Source organism: Thermococcus sp. LS1 (genome assembly GCF_012027395.1).
Classification (GTDB): Archaea; Methanobacteriota_B; Thermococci; order Thermococcales; family Thermococcaceae; genus Thermococcus.
On record NZ_SNUJ01000001.1, the window covers coordinates 145,847 to 162,859 of the forward strand.

The following is a 17,013-nucleotide window of genomic DNA, read 5'->3' on the forward strand; positions in this document are numbered from 1 at the left end:
TCCAACTTTCGCTTCTCTGATGCTGAGGATTGTTGAAGATGACTTCGTCAAGCGCTATCGCCTCGAATACAACCGCGAGGCCCTTGAGCAGGTTAGGCCTTACATTAGCGAGAGGGCCTACTCCCGTCTCAGGGCCCTCCTGGAGTACCGTCTAACAGGTAAAGACTTCGACCGCTCACCCGTTGGTGAAAAAATAGCCCTGGCTTTCTCTGCCGGCTCTGACAGCACCTCAACTCTCAAAATCCTCCGCTGGGCCGGCTTCGAAGTTGTCCCCGTTACGGCAAAGCTCCCCCAAATGAACGAGAAGGTTGTAGACAAGGCTAAAAGCTACGGCGCGGTTTTTGTTGAAATTCCTGGTTATCTTGAGGCGATGACTGAGCAGATGAACAAGGGTGCCCCAATCTGCGGCCGGTGTCATTCGATGGTCATAAAGGCCGTCGAGGACTACGCGAGAGAGATAGGTGCCAAAATCGTAGCCAGCGGCGACTTGCTGAGCTCTGGCCTTATTTCCATCTACAAAAACGGAGACATGGTAACGCTGAACCTCCCTGCTTTTCTTGCCCTTGACAAGGCCGAGATAATCGAGCTGATTGGCGGGAAGTACGACCTTAAGTTTGGCTGTCCTCTCCTGTGGGAAACCTTCAGAAAAGCCCCAAGTGTGAAGCGCTTCTCAATTCAAAGGGTTCTCCGTGAGCTCAGAGCCAGGGCCATAACCCCTGAAATAGCGGAGACATTGATATTCGACATCCTATCCCGCTGACTACTCATTTCTGACCCAAAAGGTTTAAATTTGTCATCTTGAACTTCGTTCAGGTGGTGAATTATGGTAACCAAGGAAGAGGTAATGGAGAAGGTTAAAGCGGTGGTTGATGAGAAGTACGTTAAGGGACTTGAAATCGGTGAGGATGGTTCCGTGACGATTACCCTTGCAAAGGACACGCCAAACATAGACGATGTCCTCATAAGGCTCAACGCCGAGCTTCAGAGAATCGAGGGAATTGGTACGATCACGATAAACCGCGAGAGGGACAAGCAGGTTGACGACAATGTCGAAGTAACAAGAGAGATGATACTTGAGAGGCTTAAGGAAGTCATAGACCCCGAGATAGGCATCGACGTTGTCAATCTTGGCCTCATATACGAGCTTGACATAATGCCAGACAAGACAGTCTACGTCAAGATGACGATGACCACTCCCGGTTGTCCGCTGACGATGTGGATTCTCAGGGCCGTGGAGGACAAGATACTCGAGATTCCGGGGGTTAAGGACGCCGAGATCGAGCTCACTTTCGACCCGCCGTGGACGCCAGATAGGATAAGCGATGAGTACAAGAAGAAGCTCGGGCTCTATTGACCCATCCTGCCCCTCTCTGTGCATGGGGGTTCGATTTTTCTCCTTCTTCCACGAATTTTCGTCGTTTGGAGTCCTTTTCCTCGACGAAAAGTTTATATTCGCCGAGGTTCATCTAACTGCGGTGATGCTCCATGGCGTGGAAGGTTAAGGTTGACCAGGACGTTTGTATCGGAGATGCTATCTGTGCCAGCCTCTGCCCGGACGTCTTCGAGATGAACGACGAGGGCAAGGCAGTGGCTATTGTCGAGGTTATTGAGGACGAGAGCCTCTACAACTGCGCCCAGGAGGCCGCTGAGGCCTGTCCAGTCAGCGCTATTATAATTGAGGAGGCCTGAAGGCCTCTTCTTTTTCCTCTCATTGTTCATTATTCCTTTCCTGTTCTTCCCTCTTCCGTAGCCCTTCTGACAGTTCTTGAGACATTATTGTAAGCACTTGGTTGAGGAGGATATAGCATGAAAACTCGCCCGTTTTCCATCAGTGTCAGAACAATGAACATAAAAAGGAAGAACGCCAGCAGAAACACAAATTCCGTATCAGTTATGGGCCAACTGGAATCCCATATTCTTTCCCCTCGAACCATTAAATAGAAAAGGTTTGGAAGGTCATTCAAGGCTCAGCTTGAATTTTTTAGCCTGCTCCAGGACGTACTCCCTTATCTCCGTCGCCTTTGGAAGTTCTGCCACTATTTCACCGTTTTCAATGAGCGGCTTTAAGAGCGGCTCGACTTTCGCCCCACAGACTGGACATCTTTCCAGCTTTTTATCTGCTGAAACCCTGTGGTAATGGCCGTTCTCACAGCGGTATATCTGCTTCCTTCCGCTGAGCTTGCCACGCTTGGTGAAAGGCTTTCCTTCGATCTCGACTATGTCAAGGGAGAAGTCTATAGGTTTCGCACTGGCTATGGACGAGCCAACGCCAAAAGCATCTGCGATGTCCACTATCTCCCTTATGCTCTCCTCGTTTAGGCCTCCACTGACGAAGATTTTAACGTGCTCGTAACCCCTTAGGTCGAGCTCCCAGCGGACCTCTTCGATTATCCTCCTGAAGTTGCCCCTCCTCGAGCCGGGCGTGTCGAGCCTCACCGCGGTCAGGCGTTCTCCTAAGGCTTCAGCTGCCATCAGAGCCTCAACCTTCTCGTCGCAGATGGTGTCAACCAGCGCTGTCCTTGGCACCTCCGGCTCGACGACCTCGTCGAAGTACTTCCAGGCCTTCACCTGGTCACCTACGGTAAGAATCAGCGCGTGAGGCATCGTTCCAACGGGCTTTTCACCTATCATCTCCGCCCCGAGAACGCCGCTCACCCCGTCGCAGCCGCCTATGAATGCCGAGCGGTCAATCATTGGGGCTATGGCAGGATGCATGTGCCTTATGCCAAAGGAATAGACTGGCTTGAAGTTCGCGGCGATCTTGACCCTCAATGCCGCGGTGGCTATACCGCTCGCCTGACTGAGCATTCCGAGTAAGGCAGTCTCGTAGATGCCGAATTCCTCGTAGTATCCTTCAATCTGAAGAACAGGCTCATAGGGGTGGAATATCGTCCCCTCTGGCATGGCGTAGACGTTCACCGGCAGGCCTTCGAGGAGCTTGGCAACTTCTTCGATTCCAGCCAGAACTCCCCACTTCCAGCCCTTTGGAAGTCCCGTCGTGGTTACGTCGGCGAAAACCTTCTTGTGGATGCCCTTTTCCTCAAGGATTTTCTTTGTCCTAATGAAGTAAACGTCAGTGGTCCTTCCGGCTTTTATATCTTCCTCGTGGGCGATATAGAAATCCCTCATTTTCCTCACCCAAAACAACTTTACCCCCCTCGATTTAAGGCTTTCCTCAGTTGAAAGGTCTAAGTAGTACCAAAACCGACCCCGTGGGTATGTGAAATCATGGGTCTGCACAATATACAACACTAAGTGAGGCTCGACGGAGAAGGTCGCTCACTGGATGGCGGAGGCGATAAGGGACGTAACGGAGGTAAAAGTAGCCAGGGTCACCGAAAGCCCCAACGTTGACGACTGCGATCTGGTGGCCATAGGCGCTGCTCTTCCACGCACTCGACGAGTGATTATCCCTATGGACGGCGGCTTCCCTCAACTTAGTTTGAACGGTATCTCTGCCTCCCCACCTTTCTCGATTTTGTGAAGTTCCCGCCTGTAAGCCTCCAGCGGCCGGTCTTCAACCTTCAGGTAGCCCGCGAATGTCTTTGGTCTCTCCTCGAGCTCGTCGAAGAACCTCGGATAGTTCTTATCCCTGATGATGTGGTGGTCGAGTATTATCTCTGCTCCTGTTTCGCGGATTATCTCGTTGAGGTTTTTAATGCCAGCCTGCCAGCTTCCCTCAGCGCGCTTACCGAGGTATGTCGGTGGTCCCCCAGTTATGAGCAAATCTGGAACCCTCTCGATTATCCACTCTACAGCTTTTTTGTTGAGGAGCTGAATATCGCTCGCGTGGATTGCTCTCTCAGAGCCGTCATCGATGAGCGTCATCACAACGAAGCCGAGCCTGGAACCTTCGCTTCCATGGGGAACGGCTGGGGAAAACTCCAACTCAACGCCGCCGAGGTCGAAGGATTTGCCGTCCGCGAACTCAATCTTCTTCGCTATCGGTTCGGCGTTTTTGAGGAAGGCCCAAGCGCGCTTCCTCTGGCTGAAGTTTATGTTTTCCCGTGGGTGCTTTATGAAAAGGAGCTTTCTCTCGTATATCTCCCTCGCGTAGCTCTCGTTTGAGCTCTCGTACAGACCTTCGAAGAACGGTGTGTGGTGGTCGTAATGATAGTGGGAAATAACGACAACCTCACTCCTCCGCGCGTAGCCCTGAAGCTTCCGTCTCATCTTCTGGAGTGCCTCCATCTCGGCCTTCGCTGGTGGAAGGCCGTAGCGCTTCGGCCCGAGGGCGACACCGGGGTCAATGAGAATTTTTATTCCTCCAGCTTCCACGAACGTTGCCAGGCTCCTCACCCCAAGACTTTCGGCCGCGAGAGGAACGATGCGCATTTTATCACCCGCATTTTATCACCTTTCCACAACACCTATACCAAAGTCAGAATTAAACCATTAAATATTTATCATACATAATAGACAATAAACAGGTGATGAGATTGGGCGATAAAATTGAAGACCTTCCTAGTGTGGAGCCAGATATTGCAAAGAAACTACGCGATACAGGATACGACACAATTGAGTCCATTGCAATTTCTTCTCCAATGGAACTGAGGGAGATAGTTGGAATAAGCGAGAGTGCCGCTTTGAAAATAATTCAAGCCGCTAGAAAAGCTTCTTCACTGTTTATTAGTGCAGAAGAATACAAGAAGAGACTTGAAGCAGGAGATAAGATTTCAACAGGAAGTCTCAACCTTGATTCTATTCTTCATGGTGGTATTTGGATAGGGGGTATAACCGAAATCTATGGAGAGTCTGGGAGTGGCAGAACCCAATTTGCACATGCAGTTGCAGTAATGGTTCAACTCCCTTCTACTAAAGGTGGCCTTAATGGTTCGGTGATATGGATAGACACTGAGAATTCATTTAATCCATACAGAATAAAACAGATAGCGGAAAACAGAGGGCTTGATTCTGAGGAAGTTCTTAAAAATATATACACTGCTAAAGCGTTTAACAGCAATCATCAAACTTTCTTAGTGAATAAAGCTGAGGAGATTATCCAAGAAAAAAATAGAGGGAGATAGACCAGTAAGAATGCTGGTAATTGATTCAATATCAACACACTTCCGAGTAGAATACACCGGTAGAAATGCCTTATCTTTGAGACAACAGCACTTGGCAAGACATTTATTTGATCTCCATCGATTAGCAGATATGTACAAGGTAGCTGTTCTTATAACTAACGATTCGTATCGAGGACAACCATGGGGTGGTTCCATTATGAAGGTGGCTTCTATGTTTAGACTGTATATACGAAAAAAAGGGAAGCAAAAACTCAAACATAAGGGTTGCCCATGTAGTTAAATCCCCTTACATAGATACTGCAACGGAAGCTACATTTAGGATAACTGAAAAAGGAATAGAAGACTGAAGTATTAAACAGTATTAAACTACGAGGGGGATAAGTTTATTAGCCAATTCACAGATACTCTCGGTAGAGGTGAGGATAAGGCACCTTTAACCTGTGATGACCTTCCTTGGAGAATGCTCCTTTGGCCAAAAGAAGGTCGTAAAGGGAGATTTAGTCTGTCAACCGATGATGAGTGTCATCCCTCCCGAGGAGACGATGAGGACATTATCCCCACCTGAGGTGGTCTCATGTTTGGATTTTTGAGACGAAAGAAAAAGGAGAAATACGGGCCGCTCGTTTACCTGAGCGAGCCCACGATACTTTACCACACTCACACAGAGAAGGTCATCCTTGAGCTACTTGAGGAGAAGCTCGGCTCGAACAACTTCATAGTTCCTTCAAACTATGGACTCAAGAGCACAGATCACATGATAAAGGACGCGGAGGTATTTGTGGCTATAGCCATAGTGGGCAAGTTCACCTCCCTCGTTGTCAGAGAGATAAAAATCGCCCAGGAGCAGGGAAAGAAGATCTACACTCTCGATGTGGCCAGAAAGGGCGACGAGATTCTATACCTCTTTGAGGAAGGCATCCCGGAGAGGATTGAATGGCTCTCCCCGGAGGAAACGCAGAGCCTCTACGCGGCCTTCCGCGGCGAGGATTTCTCAGGCTTCATGAAGTTTTTCTTCGGCGACAGAAAGAGGCAGTGGTAGAGAAGAAAAGAGGTGTCAAGCGTTCGCCTTCTTGGCCTGTATGTAATTGTGGATGGCCTTTGCCGCCTTCTTTCCATCGCCCATCGCTAGGATGACGGTTGCTTCTCCCCTTATCGCGTCTCCACCTGCAAAGACTCCAGGGATGCTCGTCATGAGGTTCTCGTCAACCACGAGCGTTCCATCGGGGTTTGTCTTGAGACCGGTGGCTTCCTCGCTTATTATTTTGTTGGGTTCAAGGCCAATGGCGATGATGACAGTGTCGGCTTCCAGAGTTATGTACTCACCGGTGCCAACTATCTTTCTCTTACCTCTGCTATCGCGCTCATCGAGCGGCCTCATCTTCTCGAACTTCACTGCCTTCACCTTACCGTTTTCGTCCCCTATGAACTCGACCGGGTTCACGAAGAACTCAAACTTAACACCTTCTTCCTCAGCGTGCTGAATCTCTTCGATACGGGCGGTCATGTCGTCCCTTCCGCGACGGTAGGCTATCGTAACTTCAGTACCGAGCCTGAGGGCGGAGCGCGCCGCATCCATCGCCGTGTTTCCAGCTCCAATAACGATCGTCTTCTTTCCTATCGCGATTGGCTCGTCATATTCAGGGAAGAGGTAGGCCTTCATGAGGTTAATCCTCGTGAGGAACTCGTTTGCGGTGTAAATTCTGTCGAGAAGGATTCCCGGTATGTTTAGGAGCTTTGGAGTACCAGCCCCGGTACTGATAAAAACGGCATCGTACTCTTCAAGGAGCTCCTCAAGAGTTACGGTCTTCCCGACGATGTAGTCGACCTTTATCTCAACTCCCAGCTCTCTGAGTTTTGCTATCTCCTTCTCGAGTATTTCCTTCGGGAGCCGGAACTCGGGAATCCCGTAGATGAGTACTCCACCTGGCTTGTGGAGGGCCTCGAAAATGGTAACCTTGTAGCCCATCTTCGCAAGCTCTCCCGCACAGGTCAGACCAGCAGGCCCGCTTCCGACCACTGCGACCTTTCCCTTCACTCCCTCACTGTCTCCCATGAATTCCCTGAGGAGCGCCTCCTCTATGCCGTGCTTCCTCGCGTAGTCAGCCACAAACCTTTCCAGCTTGCCTATGTTTATCGGTTCTCCGACCTTACCCATCACACAGGGGGCCTCACACTGCTCCTCTTGCGGGCAAACCCTTCCCGTAACAGCAGGTAAGGTGTTGTCGTTCCATATTACACGCAGGGCGTTCTTGACGGCCTCGTCGGGGTTGTCAGAGTTCTCACGGAGGGCCCTTATGAATCCTGGTATGTTTATGTGGACAGGGCATCCTTTGATGCATGGCGCGTACTCGGGTGGACACTGTATGCAGCGCTCCGCTTCCTTTAGGGCCGAAGCAAAGTCATAACCAAGGTTAACCTCAACGAAGCTCCTCACCCTCTCCTCCACTGGCACTTCCGGAGTGGGAACGCGCTCCTTGATAAGCTTAGGCTTGGCTCTCGCCATTCAGATCACCCCCTTCTCCCTCAGCTTGGCGAGGTATCTCTCCCTTGCAATTTTCTCCTGCTCCGCAAAGCGGGCGTTCCTCTTTATGGCATCGTCCCAGTCTATTTTGTGAGCATCCATCATTGGCCCGTCCCTGCAAGCGAACTTTATCTCACCGTCGTAAAGAACCCTGCACGAACCGCACATTCCGGTTCCGTCGACCATTATCTGCCTGACCGTGACTATCGTAGGGATTCCGTAAGGCCTTGTTAGCTCAGCGAGCTTTTTGAGGGAGCCAAGCTTTCCGCCGCCGAAGACTATATCCACCTTGTCCTTCTCGATGAGCTCCTTGAGGACATCAAGGTAGTGGCCCTTTATGCCAACGCTCCCATCCTCCGTTGTGAGGTAGTGCTCGTCCGCCACTGGTTTTGCGAGGTACTTCTCTGGATAAACGTTTGCGGCGTTCTCAAAGGTCTGAATCGCTATAGTGTAGTTTCCAACCTCTTTCATGGCCTTGAGCGTTGCGTAGCTCTCAGCCTGTGCACAGACGGCATCCGAGACAAAGACAACGTTGCCGTAGTACTTGACGTCAATCGGCTTTCCAAGGGGGCCCGTTATGCTTAGAATCTCGTCTCCAACGTCGAACTCATACCAGAGCTTGAAGGTTGTGATTCCATGGCGCCTGAGAAACATACCTATCCTCCCATCATCAGCATAATAGACAGACATCGGGACTCTCTCGCCCTTCTCATCGGGGATCAAAACCACAAACTGACCCACCTTCCAGGAGCGGGCTATGTGGGGTGCCTCAACCTCCATGAAAAAGTCTATGGCGCTCAGGTTCTCCTTTTTTGTTATCTTATATCCCATAATGCACCACCTTGAGCATGTGTTCAAACTTGTTCACCTAAGGTTTTGAACCTAAGGTTTATATTCCTTTTTTAAACCAAAGGTTCAGAACCCCGAGCCACCCTAAAAAAGTTCTCTGCAGGCTTTATTAGGGACGGCTAAAGGATAAATCCGGCGAGGAAGACTTTTTATCATATCATGCCAAACCAATACAAGGTGATGGAAATGGTGAAAATACCCAAGAGCCATCCGCGCTACTGGAGCCTCTACTATAGAGAGAAGATCATCGAGGGAATGGAGAAGGGAATGACGGCGAAGGCCGGTTTGATCGCCCACGGTAGGGGAGAGGCCTTTGACTACCTCATCGGCGAAAGGACGATAGAACCTGCCGAGAGGGCCATGCGGGCAGCAGTCGCGAAGCTCCTCCTTGCGGAGCATCCCATTGTCTCCGTGAACGGCAACGTTGCCGCTCTGGTGCCGAAGGAAACGATAGAGCTCGCCAAAGCACTCAATGCCAAGCTCGAAATAAACCTCTTCTACCGCACAGAGGAGCGTGTTAAGGCGATAGCAGAAGAACTCCGCAAATACGATCCCGAGATAGAGCTCCTCGGTATAAACCCAACGAAGAGGATTCCCGGCCTAGAGCACGAACGTGGCAAAGTCGATGAGAACGGCATCTGGAAGGCTGATGTCATCATCGTTCCCCTTGAGGACGGTGACAGGACTGAGGCCCTCGTTAAGATGGGCAAGTTCGTGATAACCATTGATTTGAACCCATTATCTCGTTCGGCGAGGATGGCAGATATAACCATCGTAGACAACATCGTTAGGGCTTATCCAAGGATGACAGAGCTCGCCCGTGAAATGAAGGACTACAGCAGGGAGGAGCTCCTCAGAATCATCGAGGAGTACGACAATGGAAAAACGCTGAGCGATGTACTGCTCCACATAAGGAACAGACTAACTAAGCTCGCGGAAGGTGGGATATGGCGAAAGAAGCAGCTCGATTAGAGGTCGCCCGTTAGAGCTCCATCTCTGTCTTTTCTACCAGTTTTCTCAGCCCTGTTATAAGTTCTGCCTCACTTCCCGCGTGGGAGATCACCAGTGGGACCCTCTCGCGCTCGGCCAGCTTTACCGCAAGCTCATCGAGCTTCTTGACGCCGTGGAGGACGACTACTGCCGGCTTGAGCCCCTGAACGCGGACGGCTATCATTGGACTCCTTCCGGTCGTTACCTTGGTGAATATCAGCGCTCTCTCGGTCGTCCAGCCGTAGAGCTTGAGGAACTCCTCCGCTGACATCTCGAGGATCGCCTTTATACTGTCAACGACTGTGTAGCCGTATATCCTTCTATCCAGGAGGTGCATGTTTGCAACAACTTCGCCCTTGACGGCTCCAACGAGGTCTTTGATGGTGATGGGCAGTGCGAACTCCCTTATATCAAGGATAGCGCTCGTCGGAAGCTCACTTCCAAGAGTCTTGCTGAAGGCTTTTATGACGTTTCCTCCCCTGCGCTCGTCTATCTCCAGAAGAGCCTCAACAAACTTCCTGATGGTCGAGGCACCGGGGCTCTTTCTCCTCCCGCCCTCGTAGTCGCTTATGACGGAAGAAGAGACGCCGAGGTATTCGGCGAGCTCCGTCTGACTTATGCCGAATATCTCCCTCCACTTGCGCATAGTCTTTCCGGGGTCGGAGGAGAGGGTTATTTCTCCTGCTATTCTCTTGGCGAGAGCTTCTTTCTCCTTTTCAAGCATAGTGAAAGATATTCGTCAATCGTTATAAACCTTTCGGCAATTGCCTAACAAGCAAACTTTTCTTGAGAAAGGTTGATCAAAAGTGATTAACTTCCAAGATTGCAGCTTTACAGTGCATTCTCCTTACTTGGCTTGCTTGTTGAGGGGTTCATTCACCGAATGGCGGTATTTATGCGAGTTCTCTCCCAGCTAACGTCCTGTGGGCATCTAAAACAAAGTGAACTCGCGTTAAACAGGTCATTTTAAGTTGAATCCCGGCTTGGCCAGTAATTGGAAGATTAAATGCAGTTTCAGAGTTGCCCACGTTTGGCGGTCAAGCTTAAAAACCTCTCATCCTACGCTGGGTCGGTGGGAAAAATGGCGATATACTTCATTGGGTTGGGACTCTACGACGAAAAAGACATCACGCTTAAGGGCCTTGAGATGGCCAGAAAGTGCGACCTTGTCTTTGCCGAGTTCTACACATCACTTTTAGCCGGGACGACGCTTGATAAGATTGAAGAGATTATAGGGAAGCCCATCAGGAGGCTCAGCAGGGAAGAAGTCGAGCTCCAATTTGAGAGAATCGTTCTTAGCGAGGCGAAGGACAAGGACGTCGCCTTTCTAACCGCGGGTGACCCTATGGTGGCAACCACTCACTCCGACCTCCGCATAAGGGCGAAGGAGATGGGAATCGAGAGTTACGTCATCCACGCGCCGAGCATCTATTCCGCTATAGCCATAACCGGCCTCCAGATATACAAGTTCGGCAAGAGCGCAACCGTGGCTTACCCAGAGAAAAACTGGTTTCCAACGAGTCACTACGACGTGATAAAGGAAAACAAAGAGCGGGGACTTCACACGATGCTCTTCCTTGACATAAAGGCCGATCAGAATCGTTACATGACAGCTAACGAGGCGATGGAGATTCTCCTTCAGGTTGAGGAGATGAAGGGTGAGGGTGTTTTCACGCCTGATACGCTGGTAGTCGTTCTTGCACGTGCGGGCTCGCTCAATCCGACGCTCAAAGCTGGCTACGTTAGGGACATGCTCAACGAGGACTTCGGCAGACAGCCGCACGTTATGGTCGTTCCGGGAAGGCTGCACATTGTTGAGGCAGAATACTTAGTGGCCTTCGCCGGTGCGCCGAGGAAGATACTCGAGGAGGTCTAGCGAAAGCTTTATATTTTCGTTCCCTTCCACTATTCCCGGGACGGGCCCGTGGTCTAGCCTGGTTATGACGCCGCCCTCACACGGCGGAGGTCCGGGGTTCAAAGCCCCGCGGGCCCACCATAAGAAACTTTTGCCAAGCAAAAATTTCATCAAAGTTGGCATGCTTCTTTGAATTGCTGGTTTTCGAATGGTTTCTACGAGCAGAAGGCGATTTTACAGTGTTTCACTGTGAGTGTGACGCCCAAAGGGCGTCAAAAGGGAAAGTTGAAACAACTCAAAAAGCCAAATTTAAACAGAAACCACTTGCCCTTGCAAATTCTCTTTTGATGTTGTTTTATGCTGGTTCTCTTGCAAGAAGAAGCCCATAGGCCGTCGAAGACACTCGGAACTTGACAAATCTAAAAGAGACGTACAAGCTTTGATGAACCTCTAACGAGCAACTTTTGCTCGGCAAAAGTTTCTATGGCGGGCCGGGCGGGATTCGAACCCGCGACCTTCGGCTCCGGAGGCCGACGCTCTATCCAGGCTAAGCCACCGGCCCACGCCCATAACTACTCGAGGGGTAGATTTAAAAACCTAATTCCGGAATCGGCTGGACTTAATAGTACATGGAAGCATCAAAAAGCACAAAAACTTTTTAGCTAAGGCACCCTACATACAGTAAGGAAGAGGAAGGTGATACCCATGGAGCCCCACGAGTTCAAGCTCACCGAAGAAGGTATAAAGGCGGTTCTCCCACCCCTCGAGGCAGAAATAATGGAACACATGTGGAAGGTTAAGGTGGCCACCGCCGGCCAGGTCTACGAATACATGAAGGAGAAGCATCCCGACATAAGGCGCTCCACCATAAGCATTCTCATGAACCGCCTCTGCGAGCGCGGTCTGCTCAAAAGAAGCGTTGAGAAGGGAAGGGGTGGTATGAGATACGTCTACTCAATAACCACCACGAGGGAAGAGTTCGAGGAAAAAGTAGTGGAGAGCATTCTCGATGCCCTCATGACGAACTTCAGGGAGGCAACCTACGCGTATCTCTCCAAAATTAAGAAGTGATGAAAGATGCTCTTCATCATAATAGCCCTTGAGGTCCTGCTGGCAGTTATAGCCTTAGAGGAGCTGGGCCTCAAGATATCACTGGCAGCGTTCGGACTCATATTTGCATTCTACCTGTGGGTCTCCACCCACGACATCAAGGGCAACTATATTACCCTTGAAAGAAGCGAGATCCCCTGGCTCTACGATGGCATAGCCAGAATGGCAAAGAAGGCGGGCCTTCCAATGCCAAGGGTTTTCATCCTTGACGACTACATTCCAAACGCATACTCATTTAAGAACACGATAGTCCTCTCCCTTGGACTGTTCGAGGTTCTTGACCAGGACGAGATACTCGCCGTTGCCGCCCACGAACTCGGCCACATAAAGAACGGCGACACAAAGATGTTTCCCCTTATAGCATACGGCAGGTACCTCATGATTGTGTTCACAGCGGTGCTGATTTTCCTCGCCCACAGCCTCGCGGTCACGATAGCGGCACTCGGACTGTACGGGCTCTACGAGGTTACCCGTGCCAGCTTCCTGAAGAACAGGGAATTCCAGGCGGACGAAACCGCACTCAGACTCTTAGACGTCCCCATGAGCTTGAAGCGCGCCCTTGAGGAGCTCAAATACTACGAGGATCTCAGGATAGGAGTCAGGTTGAGCTCGTTGCCGAGCATTGAGCCGGCAATAGAGAGGAAGCAGAAAACGGCCATCATAGAGACCCATCCAAGTTATGACGAGAGGATATTCAGAATCCTCGTTGAGATAAATGGTAGCAATCTGTTCAACAGGCGCATGCAGTGATGGCTATGAGCGTTGAAATCTTCCTTGATAGGAAAAAGGCAGAGCGCATAAAGCGCATCAGGCCGACCAAGGACGAGTACTTTATGCTGATAGCGAAGCTTGTTAGCCTTAGGGCAACCTGTCCAAGGCTCCGCGTCGGCGCCGTTGCCGTCAAGGACGGGTACATACTTGCAACAGGCTACAACGGTGCGCCGAGGGGAATGGAGCACTGTATTGATGTAGGCTGCCTCATAGTGGACGGCCACTGCCACAGGGCGGTTCACGCGGAGCAGAACGTCATAGCCATGGCAGCCAGAAAGGGCATAAGCCTCGAAGGGGCAACGCTCTACGTCACCCACTTTCCCTGCGACACCTGCTTCAAGTTAGTTATCAACGCAGGCATAAAGGAGATAGTATACGAGGAGATGTACCCCAACGAGGCAACTGAAATACTCCTCAGGGAAGCACAGGAGAAAGGAATAGTAAAGATAAGGCAGTTCAGACTCCCGAAAGAGAGAGTGAGGCTCTTCCTGGAGGAGCTCTTCGGAGAGTTTGTGGAAGGTTAAAGCTTCTTCTCTATTTTCTCCAGCCGCTTGTTCATCTCCTCCAGCTCTATGGCGATTTTCCTTGTAAGTTCGGTTATCTCGCGCTCGGCTTTGTCGACAGCGAGGTAAACCCTGAACGTCAGTATATACGCAAGGCCGATGCCTATAACGAAAAGAGCATCGAGACCTCTACCAAGGCCAAGAACGCGTTTTATCTCTTTGGCTATCTCGACTGGAAATATGGCCACTATTAAGATACCCACGAGTAATGACTCCCAGAACAGGAAGTCTCCCCACTCAAATTCCTTGCGCCCATACCTTCCAAGCACATAGACCATCAAGGCGAGAACAATAACTATAGTTATGTACTGAACCGCATACATACCCATCACCTCAGTTTATCGAACAGCAGATTAAGAGCTATCTTGATCCCCTCCAGGATGTTTGTGCCCTTCTTCATGGAGTACTCCGTATAGACTGCTTTAATGGGAACTTCCACAATCCTGCAGCCGTTCCTCGAGGCCTCTATGATTATCTCGCTTGAAACTGCATAGCGGTCGCAGGTTATCGTTATTTTTGACGCACACTCACGACTAAAGCACCTCAGTCCGCTCTGGCTGTCGCTGACGTACTTCCGCGCGAAGACCGCGGTTATGGCATCAAGGACGAAGTTGCCAAAGCGCTTGACGAAGGGCATCTCGCTCGTGTCGCCCTTGAGCCTCGAGCCAACTGCAAAGTCGGCTTTGCCCTCGGCGACTGGCTTCATAACGCGAAGGGCATCACTCACTAGGTGTTGACCATCGGCATCAAAGGTGAGTATAAGTCTCGCATTCTTCCTGAGGGCATAGGCAATGCCCGTCCCAAGAGCCCCACCGAGGCCTCGGTTGACAAGGTGGGTAAGGACGTGAACGCCTCTGGAGCGTGCTACCTCGGCTGTTTTGTCCCTGCTGCCATCGTTGACGACGATTATCTCTTCAGCCCGGAAGTAGCGCAGGAGATCGTTAAGAACTGTCCCAATGGTTCTCTCCTCGTTGTAGGCAGGAACGACCACGTATGTACTCAATAGGTTCTCCAACAGCGGAAGGAGGCCTTTAATCGTTTTAATCTCGAAGTTCGGCTTCGCCTCAACGCTGAAACTCATCCTCCCGGCGGTGTGGTCAGTGATCATGACGCTCAGCGCACCTAGCTCTCGGGCGGGAATTATATCGTAGCCGTGATCTCCAACGACGAGAACCTTGCTCGGCTCGACCCCAAAGGCGGTAATTATCCTTTCAAGCTGACCAGCGTTCGGCTTGACTTCTCCGGCTGGAACATCGTCCCGGGTGGATATCAACGAGAAGTAGTCCTTAATGCCGTTCATCTCAAGGGCCCTCATCGTTGCCTCACGGGAACTCCTCGTCATTATCGCCATTGGAATGCCCCTTGCCTTTAGGAACTCCAGAACGTCGAGAACGCCATCGAAGAGAAAGCTCTCCTCTATTCGTTCCACTTCGAGCTCGACCATTATCGAGTATAGCTCCTCAAAGCTTCTCCCCGTTTCCTTCGCTATCCGATGGAGATTCTCGTACATTGGAGTGAGGTCACCAATGATATCCTCGGGAATTCCCATCTCCAGCAACCTTGATTTAAGCTCCTCCTTGACTTGGGCAAAGGGCTTTGGTGCCCCAATGAGGGTTCCGTCGAGGTCAAAGACGACGAGCCTTATATCCATGGCTTTCACCGAAGGGTTTATTTTTGGGCCGTTGTAACACCGGTGGGTGTCTAATATGATAGCCGTTGCTCCGCTTATAGGTTTAACCCTGACACTCATCATGACGCCATACATCGCAGAAAGGATGAGAAGAGCCGGCATTGTCGGGAGGGACATTCACAAGCTTGACCAGCCGGAAGTACCGGAGATGGGTGGAATCGCCCTTATCCTGGCCCTGCCAGTCGCACTCTCGCCGTTTCTGACTGATGAGATTGCCCGGGTGACAATGGTGTTTCTCCTCTTTGGAATCCTCGGCGTTGTTGATGATCTAACCAACCTGAGGCAGCTTCACAAGGTTATCCTCTCACTTTTCGTGTCAATCCCAGTTGCTGTCATAGGGGTTTCATCCCATATCGACATCTTCGGCTTTGACCTGAACCTCGGGATACTATATCCCATCTTTGCCGTGCTCTTTGTAACGGGTTCAGCTAACTTGGTGAATATGCTTGCTGGATTCAATGGACTCGAGATTGGCACCTCCGCCATAGCACTTCTCTTCCTGGCACTGATAACAGACGGAAGTGCTCAACTGCTTGCGCTTACCGGTCTCGGTGTGGCTCTAGGCTTCCTGTGGTGGAACAAGTATCCAGCGAAAGTCTTTCCCGGCGACACTGGAACGCTCAGCATGGGGGCACTTATAGGATTAATAGGAATTATTGGAAAAGCCGAGGTTTATACCGCAATACTCCTAATCCCACACTTTTTAGACTTCATCATAAAGGCAACGAGCGTTCGCTTTGGGGTGAGAAGACACGGAAAAACTAAAGTCCTTCCGGACGGGACACTCCAAGCACCACCTTATCCGAGCTTTTTGGGGGCGATAATGAGAAAAACAAGAGTGAACGAGCCAAAGCTTGTCGCGATAGTCTGGCTGATAGAGGCTACTCTTGGTCTTCTCGTCTTAGTTCTTCATCAATTACTTTGACCATGCCAAAGCCATACCTGGTTTTTTCTCCAAAGCCGTTCTCATAGCCAAAGCGAGCTATCTCGAGGGAGCCGCGGTAGCGGAATATCATCAGAGAGCCACGATAGTATGTGTCCTTCACGAGTATCCGGACGGGCTTAAACTTGATAACGTCTATGTTGAAATCCCTATCTTCAGGCATGGAACCCATGATCGCAGAATAGCGCATCAGCATGACCTTGCGGAGCTTATCGAAGAATGCCTCCTCGTTCGGGTAGAGATCCCATATCTTCATCCTGTTGCTGCTGAGCTTGACTGTTCTTACCATGATAGGACTAAGGGTCGAGAAGAGGGCACTATCCTTTATCTTGGGCTCCTTTAAAATCTTTATATCCTCGGCTATGAAGGCAGCCTCCCCTATCTGAAGGATGGGACTATCGATAAAGCCCTCAACAACGGCCTTTATGAGCTCGCTGGAGGAGGAAGAGACATAGAGGGAAACATCATCGGAGAGAACTCTTATGCCCCGGTCAGGGATGAGCTCGCGCTTCCTCACCATTATGCGGGAGAATGTGAAGTAATCAACGTGGCTTACTTCAGCCTCACGGGCAATCTCGGGAGAAACAATCGCCATCTTCTCTATGAGTTGGGCATAGACATCGTAGTTGTAGTTGAAGGGAAGAATTGTGCCCTCCTTTGTGGGTCTAAACTTTATCTCAACCCTCATTACATC

General features: G+C 50.6%; 20 protein-coding genes and 2 tRNA genes. 13 read left to right on the forward strand and 9 right to left on the reverse strand.

Annotation, left to right across the window (positions count from 1 at the left end; all coding sequences use genetic code 11):
- Window positions 1-19 precede the first annotated feature (19 nt).
- The 3 genes from E3E26_RS00860 (at window position 20) to E3E26_RS00870 (ending at window position 1,689) form a co-directional block, all read left to right on the forward strand.
- The gene (locus E3E26_RS00860) at window positions 20-760 is read left to right on the forward strand and encodes an ATPase (RefSeq protein ID WP_167899513.1); all 741 of its coding nucleotides are present in this window, start codon (window positions 20-22) and stop codon (window positions 758-760) included.
- A 63-nt stretch (window positions 761-823) separates the two neighbouring features.
- On the forward strand, window positions 824-1,354 hold the full coding sequence (locus E3E26_RS00865) for a metal-sulfur cluster assembly factor (protein WP_167899514.1): 531 nt from the start codon (window positions 824-826) through the stop codon (window positions 1,352-1,354).
- 131 nt (window positions 1,355-1,485) lie between these two features.
- The gene (locus E3E26_RS00870) at window positions 1,486-1,689 is read left to right on the forward strand and encodes a ferredoxin (RefSeq protein WP_167899515.1); all 204 of its coding nucleotides are present in this window, start codon (window positions 1,486-1,488) and stop codon (window positions 1,687-1,689) included.
- A 267-nt stretch (window positions 1,690-1,956) separates the two neighbouring features.
- Here the strand turns inward: E3E26_RS00870 and E3E26_RS00875 are convergent, their stop codons facing one another.
- Together E3E26_RS00875 and E3E26_RS00880 are read right to left on the reverse strand one after the other, a co-directional pair.
- Window positions 1,957-3,129, reverse strand: coding sequence for a nicotinate phosphoribosyltransferase (locus E3E26_RS00875; protein ID WP_167900066.1), 1,173 nt, complete (start codon window positions 3,127-3,129; stop codon window positions 1,957-1,959).
- Window positions 3,130-3,432: 303 nt separating this feature from the next.
- Complete coding sequence (locus E3E26_RS00880; RefSeq protein ID WP_167899516.1) at window positions 3,433-4,335, reverse strand: MBL fold metallo-hydrolase; 903 nt, start codon at window positions 4,333-4,335, stop codon at window positions 3,433-3,435.
- Window positions 4,336-4,433: 98 nt separating this feature from the next.
- On the opposite strand from E3E26_RS00880, the gene E3E26_RS00885 reads away from it, so the two are divergent.
- The 3 genes from E3E26_RS00885 to E3E26_RS00890 all read left to right on the forward strand — a co-directional run bounded on the left by E3E26_RS00885 (window position 4,434) and on the right by E3E26_RS00890 (window position 6,066).
- Window positions 4,434-5,027, forward strand: a complete 594-nt coding sequence (locus E3E26_RS00885; RefSeq protein WP_255453683.1) for a helix-hairpin-helix domain-containing protein — start codon at window positions 4,434-4,436, stop codon at window positions 5,025-5,027.
- 10 nt (window positions 5,028-5,037) lie between these two features.
- Window positions 5,038-5,307: a hypothetical protein gene (locus E3E26_RS11230; RefSeq protein WP_255453684.1), complete on the forward strand. Its 270-nt coding sequence runs from the start codon at window positions 5,038-5,040 to the stop codon at window positions 5,305-5,307.
- Between the two features lie 294 nt (window positions 5,308-5,601).
- Complete coding sequence (locus tag E3E26_RS00890) at window positions 5,602-6,066, forward strand: hypothetical protein (protein WP_167899517.1); 465 nt, start codon at window positions 5,602-5,604, stop codon at window positions 6,064-6,066.
- 15 nt (window positions 6,067-6,081) lie between these two features.
- On the opposite strand, the gene gltA is transcribed toward E3E26_RS00890, so the two are convergent.
- Window positions 6,082-7,530 carry an NADPH-dependent glutamate synthase gene (gltA, locus tag E3E26_RS00895; RefSeq protein ID WP_167899518.1) on the reverse strand — a complete coding sequence of 483 codons (1,449 nt, stop codon included), beginning with the start codon at window positions 7,528-7,530 and terminating at the stop codon, window positions 6,082-6,084.
- Window positions 7,531-8,379 (reverse strand): sulfide/dihydroorotate dehydrogenase-like FAD/NAD-binding protein, encoded by an 849-nt coding sequence (locus E3E26_RS00900; RefSeq protein WP_012572337.1) that lies wholly within the window; start codon window positions 8,377-8,379, stop codon window positions 7,531-7,533.
- A 204-nt stretch (window positions 8,380-8,583) separates the two neighbouring features.
- Between E3E26_RS00900 and E3E26_RS00905 the strand changes: the two genes are divergently transcribed.
- Entirely contained in the window at window positions 8,584-9,369 is a 786-nt protein-coding gene (locus tag E3E26_RS00905; protein WP_167900067.1) for a 4-phosphopantoate--beta-alanine ligase, read from the forward strand.
- Between the two features lie 10 nt (window positions 9,370-9,379).
- On the opposite strand, the gene E3E26_RS00910 is transcribed toward E3E26_RS00905, so the two are convergent.
- Window positions 9,380-10,111, reverse strand: a complete 732-nt coding sequence (locus E3E26_RS00910) for a helix-turn-helix domain-containing protein (RefSeq protein ID WP_167899519.1) — start codon at window positions 10,109-10,111, stop codon at window positions 9,380-9,382.
- Window positions 10,112-10,468: 357 nt separating this feature from the next.
- On the opposite strand from E3E26_RS00910, the gene dph5 reads away from it, so the two are divergent.
- Together dph5 and E3E26_RS00920 are read left to right on the forward strand one after the other, a co-directional pair.
- The gene (gene dph5 / locus E3E26_RS00915) at window positions 10,469-11,263 is read left to right on the forward strand and encodes a diphthine synthase (RefSeq protein WP_167900068.1); all 795 of its coding nucleotides are present in this window, start codon (window positions 10,469-10,471) and stop codon (window positions 11,261-11,263) included.
- Window positions 11,264-11,305: 42 nt separating this feature from the next.
- Window positions 11,306-11,383 (forward strand) — tRNA-Val (locus E3E26_RS00920).
- A gap of 343 nt (window positions 11,384-11,726) precedes the next feature.
- On the opposite strand, the gene E3E26_RS00925 is transcribed toward E3E26_RS00920, so the two are convergent.
- Window positions 11,727-11,804, reverse strand: a tRNA-Arg gene (locus E3E26_RS00925).
- 143 nt (window positions 11,805-11,947) lie between these two features.
- Here E3E26_RS00925 and E3E26_RS00930 point away from each other — a divergent pair.
- From E3E26_RS00930 to E3E26_RS00940, 3 genes are read left to right on the forward strand one after another with little or no spacing between them, the layout of a single operon-like run.
- Window positions 11,948-12,313, forward strand: a complete 366-nt coding sequence (locus E3E26_RS00930; protein ID WP_167899520.1) for a BlaI/MecI/CopY family transcriptional regulator — start codon at window positions 11,948-11,950, stop codon at window positions 12,311-12,313.
- 6 nt (window positions 12,314-12,319) lie between these two features.
- The gene (locus tag E3E26_RS00935) at window positions 12,320-13,102 is read left to right on the forward strand and encodes a M48 family metallopeptidase (RefSeq protein ID WP_167899521.1); all 783 of its coding nucleotides are present in this window, start codon (window positions 12,320-12,322) and stop codon (window positions 13,100-13,102) included.
- Between the two features lie 5 nt (window positions 13,103-13,107).
- On the forward strand, window positions 13,108-13,647 hold the full coding sequence (locus E3E26_RS00940) for a cytidine/deoxycytidylate deaminase family protein (protein WP_167900069.1): 540 nt from the start codon (window positions 13,108-13,110) through the stop codon (window positions 13,645-13,647).
- Here E3E26_RS00940 and E3E26_RS00945 read toward each other — a convergent pair.
- Together E3E26_RS00945 and E3E26_RS00950 are read right to left on the reverse strand one after the other, a co-directional pair.
- The gene (locus E3E26_RS00945; protein ID WP_167900070.1) at window positions 13,644-14,009 is read right to left on the reverse strand and encodes a DUF2304 domain-containing protein; all 366 of its coding nucleotides are present in this window, start codon (window positions 14,007-14,009) and stop codon (window positions 13,644-13,646) included. The two genes, E3E26_RS00940 and E3E26_RS00945, sit on opposite strands and share 4 nt — an antisense overlap.
- Before the next feature lie 5 nt (window positions 14,010-14,014).
- The gene (locus tag E3E26_RS00950) at window positions 14,015-15,337 is read right to left on the reverse strand and encodes an HAD-IA family hydrolase (protein WP_167899522.1); all 1,323 of its coding nucleotides are present in this window, start codon (window positions 15,335-15,337) and stop codon (window positions 14,015-14,017) included.
- Between the two features lie 55 nt (window positions 15,338-15,392).
- Between E3E26_RS00950 and E3E26_RS00955 the strand changes: the two genes are divergently transcribed.
- A complete protein-coding gene (locus tag E3E26_RS00955) occupies window positions 15,393-16,301 on the forward strand; it encodes a glycosyltransferase 4 family protein (RefSeq protein ID WP_167899523.1) in 909 nt (302 codons plus the stop codon).
- On the opposite strand, the gene cas6 is transcribed toward E3E26_RS00955, so the two are convergent.
- The gene (cas6, locus tag E3E26_RS00960) at window positions 16,258-17,007 is read right to left on the reverse strand and encodes a CRISPR-associated endoribonuclease Cas6 (RefSeq protein ID WP_167899524.1); all 750 of its coding nucleotides are present in this window, start codon (window positions 17,005-17,007) and stop codon (window positions 16,258-16,260) included. The genes E3E26_RS00955 and cas6 overlap by 44 nt on opposite strands.
- Between the last annotated feature and the right edge of the window lie 6 nt (window positions 17,008-17,013).